This is a genomic window from Amycolatopsis sp. NPDC104819, assembly GCF_055583145.1.
Genome location: NZ_JBVJON010000008.1, coordinates 520,017 through 539,326, shown reverse-complemented (window position 1 = coordinate 539,326; position 19,310 = coordinate 520,017). Strand labels below are relative to the sequence as shown.

Annotated in this window: 21 protein-coding genes; 12 read left to right on the top strand and 9 right to left on the bottom strand. The window is 71.9% G+C overall.

The window, feature by feature from the left end:
• Positions 1-73: 73 nt before the first annotated feature.
• Both ACZ63E_RS27740 and ACZ63E_RS27735 read left to right on the top strand, forming a co-directional pair.
• Positions 74-577 carry a PadR family transcriptional regulator gene (locus ACZ63E_RS27740; protein WP_465339030.1) on the top strand — a complete coding sequence of 168 codons (504 nt, stop codon included), beginning with the start codon at positions 74-76 and terminating at the stop codon, positions 575-577.
• Entirely contained in the window at positions 577-1,176 is a 600-nt protein-coding gene (locus tag ACZ63E_RS27735) for a GyrI-like domain-containing protein (RefSeq protein ID WP_465339029.1), read from the top strand. The genes ACZ63E_RS27740 and ACZ63E_RS27735 overlap by 1 nt, the downstream gene beginning before the upstream one ends.
• On the opposite strand, the gene ACZ63E_RS27730 is transcribed toward ACZ63E_RS27735, so the two are convergent.
• The 3 genes from ACZ63E_RS27730 to ACZ63E_RS27720 form a co-directional block, all read right to left on the bottom strand.
• A complete protein-coding gene (locus ACZ63E_RS27730; protein WP_465313516.1) occupies positions 1,161-1,424 on the bottom strand; it encodes a hypothetical protein in 264 nt (87 codons plus the stop codon). The two genes, ACZ63E_RS27735 and ACZ63E_RS27730, sit on opposite strands and share 16 nt — an antisense overlap.
• Positions 1,424-3,490, bottom strand: a complete 2,067-nt coding sequence (locus ACZ63E_RS27725) for an AMP-binding protein (RefSeq protein WP_465339028.1) — start codon at positions 3,488-3,490, stop codon at positions 1,424-1,426. Before ACZ63E_RS27725 ends, ACZ63E_RS27730 begins: the two co-directional genes overlap by 1 nt.
• 540 nt (positions 3,491-4,030) lie before the next feature.
• Positions 4,031-4,978 (bottom strand): helix-turn-helix transcriptional regulator, encoded by a 948-nt coding sequence (locus ACZ63E_RS27720; protein WP_465339027.1) that lies wholly within the window; start codon positions 4,976-4,978, stop codon positions 4,031-4,033.
• Positions 4,979-5,062: 84 nt separating this feature from the next.
• Between ACZ63E_RS27720 and ACZ63E_RS27715 the strand changes: the two genes are divergently transcribed.
• The 6 genes from ACZ63E_RS27715 to ACZ63E_RS27690 all read left to right on the top strand — a co-directional run bounded on the left by ACZ63E_RS27715 (position 5,063) and on the right by ACZ63E_RS27690 (position 10,581).
• Positions 5,063-5,449, top strand: coding sequence for a VOC family protein (locus ACZ63E_RS27715; protein WP_465339026.1), 387 nt, complete (start codon positions 5,063-5,065; stop codon positions 5,447-5,449).
• Positions 5,450-5,521: 72 nt separating this feature from the next.
• Positions 5,522-6,358 carry a helix-turn-helix domain-containing protein gene (locus tag ACZ63E_RS27710; RefSeq protein ID WP_465339025.1) on the top strand — a complete coding sequence of 279 codons (837 nt, stop codon included), beginning with the start codon at positions 5,522-5,524 and terminating at the stop codon, positions 6,356-6,358.
• Positions 6,351-6,539 carry a DUF397 domain-containing protein gene (locus tag ACZ63E_RS27705; RefSeq protein ID WP_465339024.1) on the top strand — a complete coding sequence of 63 codons (189 nt, stop codon included), beginning with the start codon at positions 6,351-6,353 and terminating at the stop codon, positions 6,537-6,539. Before ACZ63E_RS27710 ends, ACZ63E_RS27705 begins: the two co-directional genes overlap by 8 nt.
• Positions 6,540-6,588: 49 nt before the next feature.
• Complete coding sequence (locus ACZ63E_RS27700; protein ID WP_465339023.1) at positions 6,589-7,338, top strand: 3-hydroxybutyrate dehydrogenase; 750 nt, start codon at positions 6,589-6,591, stop codon at positions 7,336-7,338.
• 32 nt (positions 7,339-7,370) lie between these two features.
• Positions 7,371-8,699, top strand: a complete 1,329-nt coding sequence (locus ACZ63E_RS27695) for an MFS transporter (protein ID WP_465339022.1) — start codon at positions 7,371-7,373, stop codon at positions 8,697-8,699.
• Between the two features lies 1 nt (position 8,700).
• Complete coding sequence (locus ACZ63E_RS27690) at positions 8,701-10,581, top strand: helix-turn-helix domain-containing protein (protein ID WP_465339021.1); 1,881 nt, start codon at positions 8,701-8,703, stop codon at positions 10,579-10,581.
• Here the strand turns inward: ACZ63E_RS27690 and ACZ63E_RS27685 are convergent.
• Positions 10,578-11,726, bottom strand: a complete 1,149-nt coding sequence (locus ACZ63E_RS27685; RefSeq protein ID WP_465339020.1) for an MFS transporter — start codon at positions 11,724-11,726, stop codon at positions 10,578-10,580. The genes ACZ63E_RS27690 and ACZ63E_RS27685 overlap by 4 nt on opposite strands.
• Before the next feature lie 30 nt (positions 11,727-11,756).
• Between ACZ63E_RS27685 and ACZ63E_RS27680 the strand changes: the two genes are divergently transcribed.
• Positions 11,757-12,827 (top strand): LacI family DNA-binding transcriptional regulator, encoded by a 1,071-nt coding sequence (locus tag ACZ63E_RS27680; RefSeq protein WP_465339019.1) that lies wholly within the window; start codon positions 11,757-11,759, stop codon positions 12,825-12,827.
• On the opposite strand, the gene ACZ63E_RS27675 is transcribed toward ACZ63E_RS27680, so the two are convergent.
• Both ACZ63E_RS27675 and ACZ63E_RS27670 read right to left on the bottom strand, forming a co-directional pair.
• Positions 12,789-12,959: a hypothetical protein gene (locus tag ACZ63E_RS27675; protein WP_465339018.1), complete on the bottom strand. Its 171-nt coding sequence runs from the start codon at positions 12,957-12,959 to the stop codon at positions 12,789-12,791. The two genes, ACZ63E_RS27680 and ACZ63E_RS27675, sit on opposite strands and share 39 nt — an antisense overlap.
• A complete protein-coding gene (locus ACZ63E_RS27670; RefSeq protein WP_465339017.1) occupies positions 12,956-14,020 on the bottom strand; it encodes an extracellular catalytic domain type 1 short-chain-length polyhydroxyalkanoate depolymerase in 1,065 nt (354 codons plus the stop codon). Before ACZ63E_RS27670 ends, ACZ63E_RS27675 begins: the two co-directional genes overlap by 4 nt.
• Positions 14,021-14,211: 191 nt before the next feature.
• Here ACZ63E_RS27670 and ACZ63E_RS27665 point away from each other — a divergent pair, with 191 nt between their 5' ends.
• From ACZ63E_RS27665 to ACZ63E_RS27655, 3 genes are all read left to right on the top strand, one after another.
• The gene (locus ACZ63E_RS27665; protein ID WP_465339103.1) at positions 14,212-15,540 is read left to right on the top strand and encodes a 3-hydroxybutyrate oligomer hydrolase family protein; all 1,329 of its coding nucleotides are present in this window, start codon (positions 14,212-14,214) and stop codon (positions 15,538-15,540) included.
• 403 nt (positions 15,541-15,943) lie between these two features.
• Positions 15,944-16,348: a hypothetical protein gene (locus ACZ63E_RS27660; RefSeq protein WP_465339016.1), complete on the top strand. Its 405-nt coding sequence runs from the start codon at positions 15,944-15,946 to the stop codon at positions 16,346-16,348.
• A gap of 30 nt (positions 16,349-16,378) precedes the next feature.
• Positions 16,379-16,648, top strand: coding sequence for a hypothetical protein (locus ACZ63E_RS27655; RefSeq protein WP_465339015.1), 270 nt, complete (start codon positions 16,379-16,381; stop codon positions 16,646-16,648).
• 3 nt (positions 16,649-16,651) lie between these two features.
• Here the strand turns inward: ACZ63E_RS27655 and ACZ63E_RS27650 are convergent, their stop codons facing one another.
• The 3 genes from ACZ63E_RS27650 to ACZ63E_RS27640 form a co-directional block, all read right to left on the bottom strand.
• Positions 16,652-17,968: a DUF4474 domain-containing protein gene (locus tag ACZ63E_RS27650; protein ID WP_465339014.1), complete on the bottom strand. Its 1,317-nt coding sequence runs from the start codon at positions 17,966-17,968 to the stop codon at positions 16,652-16,654.
• On the bottom strand, positions 17,965-18,273 hold the full coding sequence (locus ACZ63E_RS27645; protein ID WP_465339013.1) for a hypothetical protein: 309 nt from the start codon (positions 18,271-18,273) through the stop codon (positions 17,965-17,967). Before ACZ63E_RS27645 ends, ACZ63E_RS27650 begins: the two co-directional genes overlap by 4 nt.
• A 137-nt stretch (positions 18,274-18,410) precedes the next feature.
• Positions 18,411-19,283 (bottom strand): aminoglycoside phosphotransferase family protein, encoded by an 873-nt coding sequence (locus ACZ63E_RS27640; RefSeq protein WP_465339012.1) that lies wholly within the window; start codon positions 19,281-19,283, stop codon positions 18,411-18,413.
• Positions 19,284-19,310: the final 27 nt, after the last annotated feature.

Below are 19,310 nucleotides of genomic sequence, written 5' to 3'. Positions count from 1 at the left end.
GTTACTCGCTGAAGCATGCCATCACCCACCGACAATTTCCGGAGCCGAAGTATTCTAGTGCTAGAGTACGGCCGTGCTGACGGACGCGGAACTGACGGTGCTCGGCCTCGTGGTCGAGCGGCCGAGGCACGGGTACGAGCTGGACGAAGTCGTCTCGGAGCGCGGCTTGCGCGAGTGGACCGCGCTGGGGTTCAGCTCGATCTACTACGTGCTCGGCAAGCTCCGCGACCGCGGCCTGGTCACCGAAGTCGCGGGCGAGCGCGCGCACGCCAAGGCCAAGAAGACGTTCACCGCCACCGACGCGGGCCGGGAAGCGTGCGCGCGGGCGGCCGAGGCGGCCGTCGCCGAGCTGCGTCCGGTCCACCCGCCGGTGCTGATCGGGCTGGCCAACGCGCCCGCCGTCCCGCCCGAACGGCTCGCGGCGGCGCTCGCTCGCCGGGCCGAGGCGGTCCGGGAGCGGCTGGCCGAAGTCCGCCGCGCGGCCGCGGCCGACGTCCCGCCGTTCGTGCGCGCGATCTTCGACTACTCGATCGGCCAGCTCGAAGCGGAAGCCGAGTGGCTGGAAGGGATGACCTGATGCCTTACGACGTCAAGAAGGACCTGAAGCAGCTGTACGCGCCGAAGAACCGGGACTGGGCGCTGGTGGAGGTGCCTGAGCAGCAGTTCCTGGCGGTCGACGGCCGTGGCAACCCGAACACCGCGGAGAGCTACGCACGGGCTGTCGAAGCGCTTTATGGCGTTGCGTACACGATCAAGATGACGGCCAAGCGGGGTGGCGAGGACTTCGTCGTGGGTCCGTTGGAGGGCCTTTGGTGGGCTGACGACTATGCGGCGTTCACCGTGCGGGCCAAGGATTCCTGGCAGTGGACGATGCTGATCAGCCAGCCGTCGTGGATCGGTGAAGACGCGGTCGAAGAGGCTCGGGAAACGGTGCGGCGCAAGAAGAAGATCGAGGTCCCGGTGCGGCTCGAGAAGCTGCACGAGGGGCGGTGCGCGCAGGTGCTGCACGTGGGTTCGTACGACGACGAGGGTCCGCTGCTGGCCCGCCTGCACGACGAGTTCCTTGCGGCGCAAGGGGTGCGGCCGACCGGGTTGCACCACGAGGTGTACCTGGGCGACCCGCGGCGGGTGAAGGCGGCGAAGCTGAGGACGGTGCTGCGTCAGCCGGTCGGCTGATCCAGCTCGGCGAGGCCGCTTTCCCACCGCTCACGCCGTTGCGCGGAAGTCTGCTCCCACCACGGTTCCCCGCGTTCGCCCAAAGCCACCTTCGCCGTCTGCGTCCGCGCGCGGTCCTGCACGCGCCGCGCGGCCATCAGGTGCTTCTGCAGCCGGTCGCGGACGTCGTCCGGGATCTCCGGGTCCGTCGCGCGCCAGCGACGGCCGTCGACGACGATGTACCGGCCGTCCGGGGTGTGCTCCGGCATCAGTACTCGGACGTCGCCGGCCAGGTGTCGTCGTGCAGGAGCCTCTTGAGGATCTTTCCCGTCGCGTTGCGCGGCAGATCCGGCACGAAATACACGTCCCGCGGCACCGCGAAACGGGCCAGGCGCTGGTGGATGTACTGGCGGATGTCCTCCGCGTGCAGCGAAGCGCCGCGCCGCGGGACGACGTACGCCGCCAGGCGCTGGCCCCACTCCGCGTCCGCCACGCCCACCACCGCCGCGTCGTGGACGCCGGGCAGGGCCACCAGCGCCTCCTCGACCGGGCGCGGGAAGACGTTCTCGCCGCCGGAAACGATCATCTCGTCGGCGCGGCCGGTGACGAACAGGCGGCCCGCCGCGTCGAGGTACCCGACGTCACCGGTGGCCATCAGGTCCGCCGCGCGAGCCGGGTCGGTGCCGTTCGTGTAGCCGTCGAACAGCATGTCGTTGCCGACGAAGATCTGGCCTTCGCCGCCGGGCGGGACCGGCATGCGGTCCTCGTCGAGGATCGCGATGCGCGTGCCGAGCAGGCAGCGGCCGGCCGTCGTCGGCGCGGCGCGCAGGTCGGCCGGTGCGGCGATGCTCGCCCACGAAACCTCGGTGGAGCCGTAGAAGTTGTAGAGGACGTCGCCGAAGGTGTCCATGAACTGCGTGACGAACGCCCCGGACATCGCCGAGCCGCTGCTCGCCACGATCCGCAGCGACGAGAGGTCGTACCGCGCGCGGATCCGCTCGGGCAGGTCCATGATCCGCTGCAGCATGATCGGCACGGCGAACAGCGCGTCGCACTTCTGCTCGGCGACCATCCGCAACGTCTCTTCGGCGTCGAACTTGCGGGTCAGCGCGAGCGACGCCCGCAGCGCCATGCCGATCTGCATCGCGGCGAGGCCCCAGCTGTGGAACAGCGGCGCCGCGACGAGGATCCGGTCGGCGGCGCGCAGCGGGATGCGGTCGAGGATCGCCGCGGCGGCGCCCAGGCCCTTCGGGGTGGGCCGGCGCGCGCCCTTGGGCGTGCCGGTGGTGCCGGAGGTGAGCACGACCAGCCGGCCCGGCCGCTCGACCGGCTTCGGCGGGTCGGCGGGCGCGGCGTGGATCAGCTCGTCGACGGTCGGGTAGCCGGTCTCGGCGTCCGGCCAGGTGCTGACCCGCGCGAAGTCGCCCGGCACGTTCGCGATGGTCTGCGCGAACTCGTCGTCGGCCAGCACGGCGGCCGGTTCGTGCTCGGCCAGCACGTCCTTGACCGAGGACCCGGAGAGCCCGGTGTTCAGCAGGATGACGTCCGCGCCGAGCTTGCTCGCGGCGACGAACGACTCGACCATCGCGGCGTGGTTGCGGCACATGAGCGCGATCCGGTCGCGCTCGCCGACCCCGAGGTCGGTCAGCGCGTTGGCGAGCCGGTCGCTGCGCTCCTGCACCTGGCGGAAGGTGCGGAGGTTGCGTTCGTCGTGCAGGGCGGGCTCGTCGGGGACGCGGCCCGCGGCGGCCTGGTAGCCGCCCGCGACGGTGGCGCCCCACTGCGCGAGCGAGTTGAGCTGGCGCGCCAGCTTGTCCGGCCGCGCGGGGCTCAGCACACCGGCGCGCAGCAGGACGCTCGTCGTGCGCAGCTTGGTGGCCTTGTAACTGTCGTTGTCGGCGCCGGGGCCGGACTCGCCGGCCAGGTGGAGGTCGAGGCGCCGGGCCAGCGCGCGGAGGTCCTTCTTCACCGACGAAACCAGGTCGAGGTACGACGGCGGCAGCATCATCCGGACGAACAGCTCGGTCTTGCCGCCGGCCAGGGGTCTCAGCTCGAGGGAGACCCAGGTGCCGTCGTCGGGGACGCCGCACCACACGACGTGCTCGCCCGGCCGGTACACGACGGCCTGCACCTGCGACTCCAGCATCGGCCCGCGCTCGGGGACGATCCGGATCAGGCCCTTCGGCCCCCGCCCGCGCGCCGGTGGCTCCTGGACCTCGCACCAGCTGATCTCCGGGACGAACCGCGAGTACCACTCCGGCGACCCGACGATCTGCCACACCACGTCCGGCGTGTGCCCGACCACGGCACTCGCCTCGACCACATCGTCACGCATCGTCTGCCCTCACCGAAGTGTCACCGAACACACGTTCAGGTCACGGAGGCGTCACATTAGCAGCAAACGGGTGATCAGGGATACTCCGAACGGCGAGATACCGGGGAGTAACGGACACTCGTAGTAGGTCTTCCTACTGTCCACTAAGGATGGATTAACGCCGTTCACCGAGTATGACGGGCTGGCGGCTCGTCAACAAGTCCGTCCGAAGTGGGCGGAGCGGGTGTTCCGGTGGGTGGGGAGCCGGGGGTGGTGGGGGATTTTGGTTCTTTTCGGCATCTCGGTATCGAGGGATTTATCGGGCAAAACGGGCAGTTGATTCTGGCGATCGGCTGATCGGGATTACCACGGCTTGCTCCTTCGGGACGTGAGCTGGTCGGACGGAGTCCGGCGATCTTGCCGAGGGGGTGCCGAGTCGGCCGGGCGTCGGCTAGCCGGACCGATCGGGGTTGCTCGGGCGTGGTGGGGAGGCGGCCGGGTGTCGGCTGGCCGGGCCGATCGGGGTTGCTCGGGCGTGGCGGGGAAGCGGTCGAGCCTCGGCTAGCCGGGCCTCCGGGCATAGCGGGCCACCAGTTCGGCGCCCAGCCGCGCCAGTTCGGCCTGGACGGATTCCGGGCCCTCGACCTCGACCAGCGCGCCCCAGCCGGCCAGTTCCTGGGCGATCATCAGCGGCGCCGGGGCGGCCACCCGGGCGCGGACGCGGTCGCCGGGCAGCTCGGTGACCAGCTCGCAGTGGCGGCCGAACCGGTCGCGCAGGACGCGGAAGTGGCGGCGGGCCAGGACGACGTCCGCCGTGAGGAGGGAACGGCGCTTCTCCACCTCCTCGACCACCTGCTCCCAGACCTCGGCCAGCTCCAGGTCCGACGGCCGGTCCGCGGGCTCGCCGGTCGGGACGGCCTCGATGATCCGGTCGACGCGGAACGTCCGCCGCCCTTGGGGCGTGCCCGCGACGAGGTACCAGACGTCGTCCTTGTCGACCAGGCCCCACGGGTCGACGACCCGCTCCGACCGCTCGCGGCCCGCGTAGGTGAGGAGGACGCGGCGGCGCGCGATGACGGCGTCCCGCAGCGCCTCGACCATCGGCGGCCGGTCCTTCGGGCGCTCGCCCCAGCCCGCCTGGTCGACGAAAACCGCCTCCGCCGCGGCCTCGGCGTCCGCGCGGAACGTGCCCGGCAGCGCGCCCATCAGCTTGCGCAGTGCGGACTTCACCTCCGGCGCCCCGGCCGCGGCCGGGCCGGCCAGGAGGAACAGCGCCTGCGCTTCCCGCGCGCTCAGGCCGGACAGGTCCGTGCGCGCGCCCCCGACGAGCTGCCAGCCTCCACCGCGGCCCGCCTGCGGGTAGACGGGCACCCCGGCGGCCGAGAGCGCTTCGAGGTCACGGCGGGCCGTCGCGACGGAGATTTCCAGCTCCGCGGCCAGCTCGCCCGCGGTGACGCGCCCGCGGGTCTGCATCAGCAGGAGGGTGGCCACGAGGCGGTCGGCGCGCATGGAGGAAGTGTCGCAAACAAAGTGCTCAGATGGTGCGCACTTTCACCTCGCATGATGACCGAAGACAAGAGAGAAGGAGCAGACATGCTGCGAGGAATGGCCACCGTCTCGTACTTCGCCGACGACCACGAGGCCGCGAAGAGCTGGTACAGCGAGTTCCTGGGGGTCGAGCCGTACTTCCACCGCCCCGGGTACGCGGAGTTCCGCATCGGCGACTACCAGCACGAGCTCGGCCTCATCGACCGCAAGTACGTGCCGGACATGGGCGGCGCGAGCGGCGAGATCGTCTACTGGCACGTCGACGACCTCGAGGCGACGCTCGCGCGGCTCATCGAGCTGGGCGCGAAGGAACACGAGCCGATCACCGAGCGCGGGCCCGGGTTCGTGACGGCGTCGGTCGTCGACCCGTTCGGCAATGTCCTGGGCGTCATGACGAACGTCCACTACCTGGCGGTGCTGAAGGAACGGTGAGTGTCGCGGATTCGCGACAGGGGCGGAAGTGCGGCGGACGGAACTGTCGGACCCCGGTGACAGAATGCGGTCATGGCGACACCCTTCGCGACACCCCGGGCGAGAGCGCTCGGCTTCGGGCTGCGCAAGTGCCGGGAGGAAAAGGACGTCGGCGTGCGGCAGCTGGCGCGGGTGATCGGGGTGCACGCGCAGGAGGTTTCCAACTGGGAGTACGGGAAGAGGGTGCCGCGGGTCGAGCAGGTGGCCCTGGTGATGGGGGCGCTGGTCGTGGCGCCGGCGGAGCGCGCCAGATTGCTGGAGCTGGCGCGCACCGCGGCGGAGCCCAGCTGGCTCGACACATCGCAAGCCGATGTTTTTGTCCAGTGCGAGCGCGAGGCGAGCGAGCTGTTCGGCTGGGAGCCGGTGCTGGTGCCCGGGATTCTCCAGACCACCGCCTACACCCGGAGTGTGCTGGCGGGGCTCGGGGTGGCCGGTCCTGCGCTCGAGCGGCTCGCGGCGGTCCGGCAGGCGCGGCGCGGTTTGCTGACCAGGCCGCAACCGATCCCGTTCCGGGCGGTCATCGGCGAGGCGGTGCTGCGCCCCGAGTTCATCGAGCCGGTGGTGATGGTCGACCAGCTCCGCTTGCTGCTCAAGCTCGCGCGGCGGGAGAACATCCGGCTGCAGGTGCTGCGGGGCAGCCCGAGCTACCACCCGGGACACTCCGGGCCCTTCGTGATCCTCGACTTCGCCCAGCTGCCGCCGATCGTGTTCGTGGAGCAGTTCCGCGCGGGCGCCTACCTCTACGCTGAGGACCAGGTGGCCGACTACCGCTCGGCCGCGAAGACCTTGGCGGCGCTTGCCCTGAGCGAACCCGACAGCTGCGCGCTGATCAGGGAGGTGATCGCCGAACACGGAGGCATGGATGGGTGAGTGGCGGATTTCCCGCTATTCAAACGATGTGAACTGTGTGGAAGTGGCGCTCGGCCACCCGTCGCGAATCCGGGACACCAAGGACCGCCCGGGCGGCACCCTCGAAATCTCCACCCGATCGTGGCGCGCCCTCCTCGCCGACCTATGTGCCCCCACCCCACTGGATCTTCCGAACTTGTAGCTCCCGCACCCATGGCCCGCGACGCGGGTCACGCTTACCGTTCCCGTCCATGACCAGCGATCTGGACGGGCGCACCGCCCTCGTCACCGGCGGGGCCGGCGGTATCGGCCTGGCCTGCGTCCGCGCGCTCGCGGCGGCCGGGGCCAAGGTGCACGTCGTCGACGTCGACGGCGATGGGGCCGAAGCCGCCGCGGCCGAGGTCGGGGGCTGGGCGCACGTCGCCGACCTCACCGACCCCGCCGCCATCACCACGCTGCCCGCCGAGGTCGACGTCCTGGTCAACAACGCCGGGATCCAGCACGTCGCGCCGCTGCAGGACTTCCCGCCCGACGTCTTCACGCGCATCCAGGCGCTGATGGTCACCGCCCCCTTCCTGCTCATCCGGCACACGCTGCCGTCGATGTACACGCGCGGGTGGGGGCGGATCGTCAACATGTCGAGCGTCCACGGGCTGCGCGCGTCCCCTTACAAAGCCGCGTACGTCGCCGCGAAGCACGGCCTCGAAGGGCTCTCCAAGGTCGCCGCCCTCGAAGGCGCGGAACACGGCGTCACCAGCAACTGCGTGAACCCCGGCTACGTCCGGACGCCGCTGGTCGACAACCAGATCGACGCCCAGGCGGCCGAGCACGGCATCCCGCGTGAGGACGTCGTCGCCGAGGTGCTCCTCAAGCGCGCCGCCATCAAGAAGCTCATCGAGCCGGCCGACGTCGCCGCCCTGGTGCGGTGGCTGTGCTCGCCGCACGCCGGCCACCTCACCGGGGCGTCCCTGCCGCTCGACGGTGGCTGGACCGCCGCCTGAAACCCCGTCCCCACAAGGAAGTGGAGCCCGCAGTGAGCCAACCCCAGCGGCCGGCGATCGCCAAGATCGTCGGCGCGAGCCTGATCGGCACGACCATCGAGTGGTACGACTTCTTCCTCTACACCTCGGCCGCCGCGCTGGTGTTCAACAAGCTGTTCTTCCCGACGGCGAACCCGCTCACCGGCACGCTGCTGGCGTTCCTGACCTACGCCGTCGGGTTCCTCGCCCGGCCGGTCGGCGGCCTCGTCTTCGGCCACTACGGCGACCGGCTCGGCCGCAAGAAGCTCCTGATCGTCAGCCTGGTGCTGATGGGCGGCTCGACCTGCCTGATGGGCGTGCTGCCGACGTACGCGAGCGCGGGCGTCGCGGCTCCTTTGCTCCTCACGCTGCTTCGGCTCGTCCAAGGCTTCGCGCTCGGCGGGGAGTGGGGTGGCGCGGTCCTGATCGTCTCCGAGCACGGTGACGACCGCCGCCGCGGGTTCTGGGCGTCCTGGCCGCAGTGCGGCGCGCCCGGCGGCAACCTCCTGGCCACCGCCGTGCTGGCGATCCTCTCCGCGACGCAGTCGGACGCCACCTTCCTGTCCTGGGGCTGGCGGGTGCCGTTCCTGCTCTCGGGTGTGCTGCTGCTGATCGGGCTGTGGATCCGGCTGGCCGTCGCCGAGTCGCCGGTGTTCCTGGCCGCCCAGCAGCAGGCCGACGAGCGCGCCGAAAAGCACGTCCCGGTCGTCGAGGTCTTCCGCGACAGCTGGCGGCAGGTCCTGGTGACGATCGGCGCGCGGATGGCGGAGAACGTCTCCTACTACGTGCTGACGGCGTTCATCCTCGTGTACGTCACGACCGGGCTGCACCTGCCGAAGGGTGTCGGGCTGAGCGCGGTGCTCATCGGCTCGGCCGTGCACTTCGTGACGATCCCGCTGTGGGGCGCGCTGTCCGACCGCGTCGGCCGGCGTCCGGTGTACCTGTTCGGCGCGATCGGGATGGGCTTGTGGGGCTTCGCGTTCTTCGCGCTGCTGGACACGAAGTCGTCGGCGGTGATCGTGCTGGCCACGATCGTCGGGCTGGTGCTGCACGGCGCGATGTACGGCCCGCAGGCCGCGTTCTTCGCCGAGCAGTTCCCGACCCGGGTGCGCTACACCGGCCTCTCGGTCGGCGGCCAGCTGTCCTCGATCGCCGCCGGGGCCGTCGCGCCGCTGATCGCCGTGGCGCTGTTCTCCGCGTGGGGCAGCACTGTGCCGGTGTCGCTGTACGTCGCGGCGATGTGCCTGATCACGGTCGTCGCGCTGCTCGCGGCCCGCGAAACCCGAGGTCAGTCCCTGCACGATGACGACGTTCAGGCGGAAACGGCGACCGTTTCGCCCTAGCATGACCGCCGTGAGCGCACCCGCCGAGAACGTCACAGCGTTGCGCCGGCTGCTCGACCTGCTTGCCTCCGGGGCGAGCACCGAGCAGCTGGCGCACGTCGTCGTGGCCGCCCGGGCCGGGGGCGCGCTCGGCCCGGCCGACCTGGCGGCGCTGGCCAGCGCCGGTGAGCTGGCCCTGCGGATCCGCGAGACGCTCGCCGAGCACCGGCGGCGCGAGGCCCAGCTGGCCGCGCTGTTCGACACCGCGAGCGAGCTCGCCGCACTGTCCGATCCGGACACCGTGCTGCGCTCGATCGTGCGGCGGGCGCGGGCGCTGCTGGGCGTCGACGTCTCCTACCTATCGCTGAACAACGAGGCCGAGAACAAGACCTACGTCCGGGTCAGCGACGGATCGGTGTCGGCGGAGTTCCAGCAGATCGTGCTCGGCATGGGGGAAGGCCTCGGCGGGCTGGTCGCGCAGACCGCGCGGCCGTACTCGACGTCGGACTACTTCACCGACGACCGCTTCAAGCACACCCGGCACATCGACTCCGGTGTCAAGGACGAAGGCCTGACCGCGATCCTCGGGGTGCCGCTGGCGATCGGGCCGAAGGTGCTCGGGGTGCTCTTCGCGTCCGACCGCTCGGCGCGGGAGTTCAGCGCGGACGAGGTGGCGCTGCTGTCGTCGCTGGCCGACCACGCCGCGATCGCCTTGGACAGCGCCAACCTCCTGGACCAGACGCGCCGGGCCGTCGCCGAGCTCAACGAGGCCAACGCGACGATCCGCGCGCAGAACGAGGCGATGGAACGCGCCGAGGACGCCCACGACCGGCTCACCGACCTCGTGCTGCGCGGCGGGGACCTGCCGGACGTCGCGGCGGCGGTCGCGGGAGTGCTGCACGGCGACCTCACGGTGTACGACCCGGACGGAACGCTGTTGGCGAGCTCCGGCGCCACCGCCCGGCTCGACCCGGACGCGCTCGCCGCGGCCCGCGCCAGCGGCCGCGCGGTGTCCACGAAGGACACCTGGGTGTGTGCGGTGCAGGCCGGTCCCGAACTGCTCGGCAGCCTGGTGCTGGCCGGCCGCGGCGGGCTCAGCGATCCCGACCGGCGGCTGTTCGAACGCGCCGGCGTCGTGACGGCGTTGCTGCTGATGCTCCGGCGGTCGGTGGTGCGCGCCGAGGACGAGGTCCGCGGTGAGCTGCTGACCGATCTGCTCACCGCGCCGGAGCGCAACCCCCGCGCGCTGCTGGCCCGCGGCCGCCGGCTGGGCATCGACCTCTCGGCGCCGCACGCGGTGCTCGTCGCGCACGCCGACGGCGGTTCGCGGCGACGCGTGGCGAGCGCGGCCGCCCGGCACGCGACGCTGGTCGGCGTGCACGCGGAGGAGGTCGTGCTGCTCGGCGCGGGCGACCCGGACGAGCTGGCCCGCCGCGTCGCGGCCGAGCTCGGCTCGGTGACCGGCCGTCCGGTCACGGTGGGCGCGGCCGGTCCGGCGAGCGGGCCGTCGGCGATCGCGGACGCCCACGCCGAAGCGGCCCGCTGCGTCCGGGCGCTGCTCGCGCTGGGCCGCACCGGCGAGGGCGCGGCGATGGCCGGGCTGGGGTTCCTCGGCCAGCTGCTGGGCGCGCACGCGGACCTCGGCGCGTTCGTCCGGCAGACGCTCGGCCCGGTCCTGGACTACGACGAGCGGCGCGGCACCGAGCTGGTGGCGACGCTGCGCGCGTACTTCGCGAGCGGTGCGCAGCTGGCGCGCACGAAGGACGTCCTGCACGTCCACGTGAACACGGTGGTGCAGCGGCTGGAACGGGTGGCGTCGCTGCTGGGGGAGGACTGGCAGGCGCCGGACCGGGCCCTGGAGATCCAGCTGGCGCTGCGGCTGCACCGCCTGCGCGACGCCTAGGCCCGGAAGGCTTTCGACCGGCGCACCACGACGGACGCGCCCAGGCCGCACAGCACCGCGATGCCCACCGCGGCCGGCAACGCGCCGTGGTCGAGGCCGAACCCGCCGAGCGCGGCGCCGAGCGCGATGCCGATCTGGAACGCCACGATGTAGACGGCCGACGCGAGGTCCGGCCGGCTCTTCGCCACCCGCAGCACCGCGGCCTGCAGCACGACGCCGATCCCCGCGGCCGGCGCGGCCCAGAGCACCACCGCGCCCCCGGCGAGCACGCCCGGACCGGCGATCAGCAGCGTGAGCAGGCAGACGGCCAGGCCGCCGGTGGTCACCAGCGCGGTGGCCCGCGGCCGCCGGTCGACGTGCCGGCCGATCAGGACCAGGCCGGCCAGCCCCACCAGCCCGTGGCCGAACAGCAGCGCCGACGTCGCCGCGCCGGTCAGGTGGACGTAGTCGGCGATGATTGCCGTGATGTAGGTGAACGCCGCGAAGTGGCCGGTCACCACGACCACGGTCGCGAGGTTCACCGGCCACAGCGCCCGGTCGGCGACCACGCGCCGGATCGATCCGCGCTCCGGCGACTCCGGCGGGGTCGGGCCGACCGTGAGGCGGATGCCCAGGGCCGCCAGCGCCGCGACCCCCGCGACGACGAGGACCGCGAGCCGCCAGCCGAGCGTCGTGCCGAGCCAGGAGCTGAGCGGGAGCCCGAAGAGGAAGGCCAGGGAGTTCCCGGCGAAGACCACCGCCGTCGCCCGGCCGCCCTGCCCGGGCCCGAGCAGCCGCGCGGCCATCGCCGCGACCACCGACCAGAACACGCCGTGGCCCAGCGCCGCGACGAGCCGCGCGGCCACCGCGACGCCGTAGTTCGGCGCGACCGCGAGCAGCAGGTTCGAGCCCACGACCAGCAGGATCGTGACGAGCGCGGTCGTCCGGCGGTCGCGATGGGCCGTCCACGCGACCAGCGGCACCACCGAGACCGCGACGACCACGGCGTACCCGGTCATCAGCAGGCCGACGGCGGAATCCGGGACGGCCAGGCCGGCGGCGAGCTGCGGCAGTAGCGCCACGGGCAGGTTTTCCGAGGTCACGGACGCGAAGCAGGCGAGGCTCAACGCCCCGAGCGCGACTCCGGTGCGGGGCACGACCAGCATTGTTTAACGATACACAGCTAAGGTGGGGTCATGTCCAGCCCCGCGCGCGTCACGATGGCCGACGTCGCGCGCCGCTGCGGCGTCTCGGCGATGACCGTGTCGTACTGCTACAACCAGCCGGACCGGGTCGCCCCGGAAACGCTGCGCCGCGTCCGCGAGGCTGCCGCCGAGCTCGGGTACCGCGGGCCGGACCCGACCGCGCGGTCGTTGCGCCGCCGCCACAACGGCGCGATCGGCGTCGTGCTCGGCGAACACCTCGCGTACGCGTTCGAGGACCCGCAGGCCCGCCGGTTCCTGGCCGGTGTCGCCGAGGTCTGCCGCGAGCGGGGCAGCGGGCTGAACCTCATCCCGACCACCGGCGCGGCCGACGACGTCGAGCGGGTGCGGTCGGCGTCGGTCGACGGGTACATCGTCTGGACGACCGTCGACACCGACCCGGTGCTCGCCGTGGTGACCGGGCTGGGCAAGCCCGTCGCGATCCAGGGCGGCCCCGCCGTGGCCGGGGCCCGGGTGGTCACCATCGGCAACCGCGCGTCCGCCTGCGAGCTGGCCGCCCGCACCTTCCCCGGCGCGCGGCGGCCCGCCGTGCTCGCCTTCCCCTTCGACCGCGACCGCCGGCCGCGGCTGGAAACCGGACCGGACCCCGACGAAGTCGAGTTTCCCGTTACGCGCGAACGTCTTCTCGGCGTCTACGACCACTGCCGGGACGCCGGGCGCGATCCCGGCCGGCTGCCGGTCGCGGTGGTCGCCCGCAACGACCGCGAAGAAGCCACCGCGATGGCCGACGCGCTCTTCGACACGTGCGAAGCGGACGCCGTCGTCGCCATGAGCGACCAGCTCGCCTTCGCCGTCCTCGACGCCGCGCGCCGGCGTGACCTGCGGGTGCCCGAAGACGTCGCGGTCGCCGGGTGGGACGACGACCCGGACGCGGCCCGGGCCGGGCTCACCACGGTCACTCAGTCGTTGTTCGACCAGGGCCGGGACTGCGCGCTGATCGCGCTCGGCGAGCGAGTCCCGGCCCGGCCGGCCGAGTGGACGGTGACGGTCCGCGAGAGCACCGCGTCAGCACTGCCCGTCGGCGATGACCCAGTAGCCCGTTGACGTCTCCCGCAGCGCGTGTGTCGTGAAGGTGTTCCACAGCCCCATGGCCTGGTTGGAGCCGTTGGCGTAGACCTGCCCGCCGCTCTGGTGCGCGCGCCCGGCCTGGGTGTGGGCGTAGTTGCTGGCGTTCACGCAGGCGCCCGACGGCGGCGGGGTGGTGGTCGTCGTGGTGGTCGGGGGTGGGGTGGTCGTCGACCCCGATCCCTTGTCCAGCCCGAAGAACACACCGGTGTAGTAGCTGGAGCAGATCCCGGCCAGCCGGTGTAGTAGCTGGAGCAGATCCCGGCCAGGAAGTACGCGCCGGTGCTGCCGCACTGCGTCGCGCCGCTGCCGGGGTCGACCGCGGTGCCGTGGCCCATGCCGGCGATCGAGTAGAGCTGCACCTTGTCGCCGTAGGTCGTCAACGTGGTGCTGCCGGGCAGGTTCTGCGTGCTCGTCGGGGTCTGGGAGAGGCCGTGCACCGCGGTCCACTGGTCCCGCAGCTCGGTGCCGTTGACCGGGTAGACGGTGTAGTCGCCGGTGCCCTGCCAGATCGCGACCCGCGGGTACGGCCCGCCGTAGCCGGGGTACTGCGCCTTGGCCTTCGACGACCACTGCGCCGGGGTCAGGTTCTGGTTGTTCTGCTGGCAGCTCGTCGCCTGCGTGATGCTCGTGGCGCACTGCGCGGGGATGCCCGCCATGACCCCGCCGCCGGCGAAGACGTCCGGGTACGCCGCGAGCAGGTCCGCGGTCATCGCGCCGCCGGCCGAGAGCCCGGTGACGAACACACGCGAGGTGTCCGCGCCGTGGTCGGCCACCGCCTTGTCCACCATGGACTTGACCGACGCCGCCTCGCCGTTGCCGCGGGTGTCGTCAGCGGTGCCGAACCAGTTGAAGCACTTCAGCGAGTTGTTCGCGGTCGACTGCTGGGGGAACACGACCTCGAACCGCCAGCGGTCGGCCAGCTCGGGCCAGCCGGAGTGGGCGTAGTAGTCGGCCGCACTCTGCGTGCAGCCGTGCAGGGCGACGACCACCGGGCGGCCGGTCTCGAGGCCGGCGGGGGTGTAGGTGTACATCGCGAGCGCACCCGGGTTGGCGCCGAAGTTCGCGACCTGGACCAGGGACGACGGCGGCGGATCGGCGCTGGCCACCCCGACGGTGGTGAGCACGGCGGCGGTGATCGCGGCGAGTCCGGCGAAGACGAGCTTGCGCATGAGGACGTCCTTCTCGTCGTTGAGAGGGTTTCCAGCGACGTTAGGTCGTCCCGTGTGGTCCGGACCATGTGGCCGGCCACCACATCGCGGCGGGAATTCATGGTGGCGGCCGGGATGGTTCCCGGGCCGGGCACGCGCTTGGGTTCTGTCCCATCAGACCCCGGAGGTGGACCGTGCGGAGTTGGCTGGCTGTGGTTCTGGCGGGAGCGCTCGCGACGGCGGTGCCCGCATCGGCGTCGGCGGCACCCGGGCACTGCCGGGTCGCCGTGCCCGGCGCGGAGAAGTCCGTCGCCGTCTGCCTGGACGACCTGACGACCACCGGCACGCTCGTGTCCGGGCACACCGTCGAGGCCGACTGGGCGGGGCTCACCTCGGCGGGCCTGCCGGTGCCGGGGCGGGTTTCCGGCGTCCAGGTCGACGGGTACTTCCCGGACACGTCGACGTCGAACACGAACAACGGCTGGAACCACGACGCCCAGTTCGTGCTGCGCCTGCCGGACCGGTGGAACGGCGGCCTGGTGGTCGCCGGCTCGCCCGGCGTGCGGCGGCAGTACGCGAACGACCGCGCGATCGGCGACCAGGCGCTGGCCGAGGGTTACGCGTTCGCGGCGACCGACAAGGGCAACACCGGCGCGACGTTCTTCACCGACGGCGTCCGGCCCGGCGACGCGCTGGCGGAGTGGAACACGCGCGTCACGCAGCTGACGCTGGCCGCCCGCGGCGCGGTGGCCCGGCACTACGGTCGGCCGCCGGCGCGGACGCTGGCGGCGGGGCTGTCCAACGGCGGGTACCTCGTGCGGTGGCAGCTGGAGAACCGGCCGTGGCTCTACGACGGCGGCGTCGACTGGGAGGGGACGCTGTGGCGGGCCGACGGCCCGAACCTGTTCACGTTCCTGCCGCCGGCGCTGCGGGCTTACCCGGCCTACGCGGCGGGGTCCGAGGCGGCGCACAAGTCCATTTTGGATGCCGGGTTCGCGCCCGGGTCGGAGTTCCTGTGGGACTACCACTACCGCGTCTACTGGGACCTGACCCAGCGGATCTACCGCGAGGAGGTCGATCCGTCGTTCGACGGCTCACTGGCGGCGGGAAATCCCTTCTGCGCCAGCGGAACTCCGGCCTGTGACGCGGACTACGACTATGCGTCCCGGCCGTCGTCAGTGGCGCGGGCGGTGGAGCGGATCTCGCTGACCGGACGGATCGGCAAGCCGCTGCTGACCCTGCACGGCACGCTCGACACGCTCCTGCCGATCACGCGGGACTCCGACGTCTACGACCGGATGATCAGCGCGTCGGGACGTGGTTCTCTGCACCGGTACTACCGGGTGGTCGACGGGAACCACGTGGACGGCCTGGTGGACCAGTACCCGGACCGGCTGCGGCCGCTGGGCCCGTGCTTCCGCACGGCGTTCGACGCCTTGGCGGGCTGGCTGCGCGGCGTGCGGCCGCCGGCGTCCGGGACGATCGCCCGGCCTGCCGGAGCGACTCCGGCCGAGCTGGCTCGCAGCTGTTCGCTGGGCTGAGTCTCGGGTCGCCGCCCAGCCGGGATGTCGCGCCGCCCGTGGAGTCGCGGCCGGTGAGCGCCGGCGCGGCGGCCACGAGCCAGGCGAAATGCGCATTCCCGGAGTTTGCCGAGGGTTGTCTACCCGCGTCGTACAAAGAAAAGTGAACCGGACGCCGCCGGTGGCCGTACTACTTGGTGAGGGGCTCGTTCAGGCTACCCCAAAACGGGCTCTGACCAGCGGCTTCACCCCCGGACGGGGCACCTCGTTCGGCCGCTTGCGGGAGCGTTGACCGTCGTTCATGATGGCTCCGGGGTCCGCGAAACATTCGTTCACGTCGAATACCCAGGTGTCGGCCATGCTTCGGAAGAACCGCAAGTCCGGAAGTGAACGCCATGCTGCTACCCGTCGCCGGGGCCACGTGATGTCCGTGGACCTGCCCGGTCTCGCCATCGTCGCCGGTCTGCTGCTCCCCGCGCTCGCCGCCGCGGCCTGGGCGGTGACGCTCGAACGCCGCCGGCCTCGCCGCGCGTCGGCCGTGCCGGACCCGGAGCCGGACTGGACGGTGGCCGGCATCCAGGCGCGCCTGCGGTACGAGCAGGCGTCCCGGCAGCTGGCCGAGGCGGGCACGATCGCGCTGCCGACCCTGCCGATCCCGGAGCAGCCGGGCCGCGACGCGTCCCCGGACCAGCTGCCGTGGCGGCTGCCCCGGACCGTCCCGCCGCCGCGGCCGTCCACCGGCCGGGTGCTGGTGCCGCGGCTGGCGTTCGCGGCCCCGGACACCGAGCTGATGCACCGCATCCTCGACGGTCTTCGCAAAATGGACTGAAACCCGGCCCGCTCCGCCTAGGCTGGGGGCATGACCGACTCGAGGCGGGGTTCCGGCGAAACGCCGGAGGAGCTGGCAAGCACGTTGCGGGACCAGGCCCGGAGCGCCGCCACCACGGCGTTGCGCACGGGCCTGGAAGACATCGAAGACCGGCATGGCCAGCACGTCGCCGACGAGGTCGCCGCCCTGGTCGACGTCGACGCGGTGTTCGCGGGCCTGGACGATCCCCGGAAGCCGGCCCGCCGCGTCGAGGAGGACGACGACGGGCCGTACGAGTTCAGGCCGATGACCGGTCTGTAGCGGTCACTTCCGCCAGTCGTAGCTCAGCGTGGGCGGGTGGTCGGACCCCATCGTGACGGTGAGGTGGTCCTTGGGGTGCGCGGCGGCGTACCGGACCATCTCGTTGTACATCCGGTCGCGCATCGCGACGTCCCGCACCTCGATCGTGGCCCGCTGGGCCAGCGGGAGCTTGTCGGCCTCCACTCCCGGGTCGTTGCGGATCGCCAGGTTCCAGAAGTGCTTCTTGTCGGTGCCGTCGGCGCCCTGGCCGTCGTTGGTGAAGTACTCCTGGCCGGTGTCCTTGTTGTAGATCGTCTGGGTCACCTTGATCTGGTCGTCACCCTGGGCGGTGTTGAAGTGCCCGTTGTTGTTCGGCGAGTCGCTGGTGTAGAAGCCGACTTCCCCGCCGAACGCGTGGCTCCCGTACTTGCCCTTCCACAGCTCCAGCCGGTACGTCTTCCCGGTCTCGGGGTCGGTGAACTCCATGTTGTCGCCGTCGTCACCGGTTTCTTGGAGCTCCATCCCGGCGATCTTCCCGAGCTTGTCGTAGAAGTCCTCCCAGCCCAGGTAGCTCTGCATCGAATGCTCGCCGGTGGTGTAGAAGTCGCCGTCCTTGTTGTACCGGAAGCCGAGGTAGTCGTAGATCTTCTGCGCGACCTCGGGGTTCTGCATGATCGTGTTCCAGTCCTTGCGCCGGAGGGCGTCCCACAGTTCCGGGTGCTTCTTCAGCAGCGCGAGGAGGCCGGGTATCTCGCGGCCCATGATCGCGAAGATCTCGGCCAGGTTCCGCTTTTCGGAGCCCGCGAGCTCCCACACCTGGCCCGTCCTGAACCGCAGCTTCTGGCCCTCGATGAGCAGGATCGCGTCGTAGGTGGTCGTCACCCGCTCCAGGTCGGCCAGCAGGACCAGGGCCTGGGCCTTGACGGCCTTGTCCTGCGCCCAGGCGACCGCGAGGTCGACCTGGCGGATCCCGAAGCCGTGCCAGCCGTGGTCGAGCTTCTTCTGGAGGCCCTGGGCGTCCGCGCGCTTGTTCCGGGCGTCCTGCTGGGCCTTCGCCAGCGCGTCGCGGATCCTTTCGAACGACTTGGCCGACTCCTCGAGGTCGTGGGCCTGGTCGTCGCGGTTCTGCTTGAACGCGTCCAGGGACTTGAGCGCCGCTTCGCCGGCCCCGCCCTGCCAGGCCTCGCTCAGCTGGACGCGCACGCTCTCCAGCAGGGCCTTGGTGTCGGCGAGGGTTTCCTTGGTGGCCCGGCAGGCCCGGGCGCGGTCGTCCAGCTCGGTGGTGCTGCCCTTCTCCACCTGGTCGGCGAGCGCGTAGATCTTGTCGAACACCGCCGTCACCGGTCGATCCTCTCGAAGCTGCTGTCCAGCGCCTTCAGGAACGCGTCCCGGGCCCCGGAATCGGTGCCGTGGTAGGCCTTCGCGGCCGCCTCGATGCTTTCGACCAGGTAGCCGACCTGCTGCTGCGCGGCGTCCAGATCGTCCTTGCGCGTCGCCAGCCAGACGTCGTAGTCCCCGGCGAAACCGCCGGCGCGGGCGGTGTTCCCGACGTTCGGCGACCCGCCGATGGAGAGCGCCGGCGGCGTCCCCGCAGCGAGCTTGGCCGCCGCGGCCTTGATGTCCGCGACGTCGACCTCGAAACCCACCGGAACTCCTCCCCGCCGGCCGAGTGACAGGCCCCGTCGGCAATGTAACAGTTTGCCGCAGGTGGGACGCCCGGGTTCCGTTTTCGGTTCCCCGGTCGGTGGCCAAAACCGGACACGTCCGGGGGAGGCCAGGGCGCTCAGGAGCCGAGAGCCTGCCGGATCTGGCGAGTGGTCTGCTTCGCGACGCCCGGGTTGACGGCCGCGTAGGTCGCGTAGGCGTTCAACCCGGTGCTCAGGGCCCAGCCGCGGCCGCGGGCCCAGGTGGCGTCGTCGACGCCGAGCGCGTCGCGGAAGGTGACGCGGGTGCCGGCCGACAGGAGTGTGAAGGCGATGATCAGGTCGCAAGCAGGGTCACCGACGCCGAGCCCGCCGAAGTCGATGACCGCGCTGAGGCGGCCGTTCACGGTCAGCAGGTTGCCGGTGTGGAAGTCCCCGTGGAACCACATCGGTGGGCGATCCCACCCGGGAGCGCCGAGGGCCTCCTCCCACAGCTCCGTCATCGCCTCGGCGCCGAACACGTCGCCGGTCCGCTTGATGGCGGCCCGGGTGGCCGCGTCCCGGGAGATGAGCGGCTGACCGGCGAAGTGAACGGGCGCGCCCTTGGTGGGCAGGCGCTGCAACGCCGTCAAGAAGCCGGCCAGGGCGACTGCGGCGTCGTGCGAGCCGGACAGCGCGTCAGCGGTCGCCACCTCCCCGGCCAGCCAGCGCGTCACCGCCCACGGCCACGGGTAGCCGAAGCCCGGATCCCCGACCGCCACGGGGCCGGGGACGGCCAGCGGGAGGCCGGGGGCGAGCCGGGACAGCCATTCGGCCTCCTTTTCGGCCTGCGCGATGGCTCCGGCGTGGCGAGGCAGGCGCACGGAGAGGTCCGCGCCCAGCCGGAAGATCACGTGATCCGAACCGGCGGGAACCAGCCGGCGGAGAGGCAGGCTCGCCCACTGCGGGAACTGGGCGCCGATCAGGCGGGTGGCGAGCTCGGTGTCGATCTCCGGGGTAGTCTCGGTGGCCAAGAACCGCTCCTCGTCATCGAGGCGGTG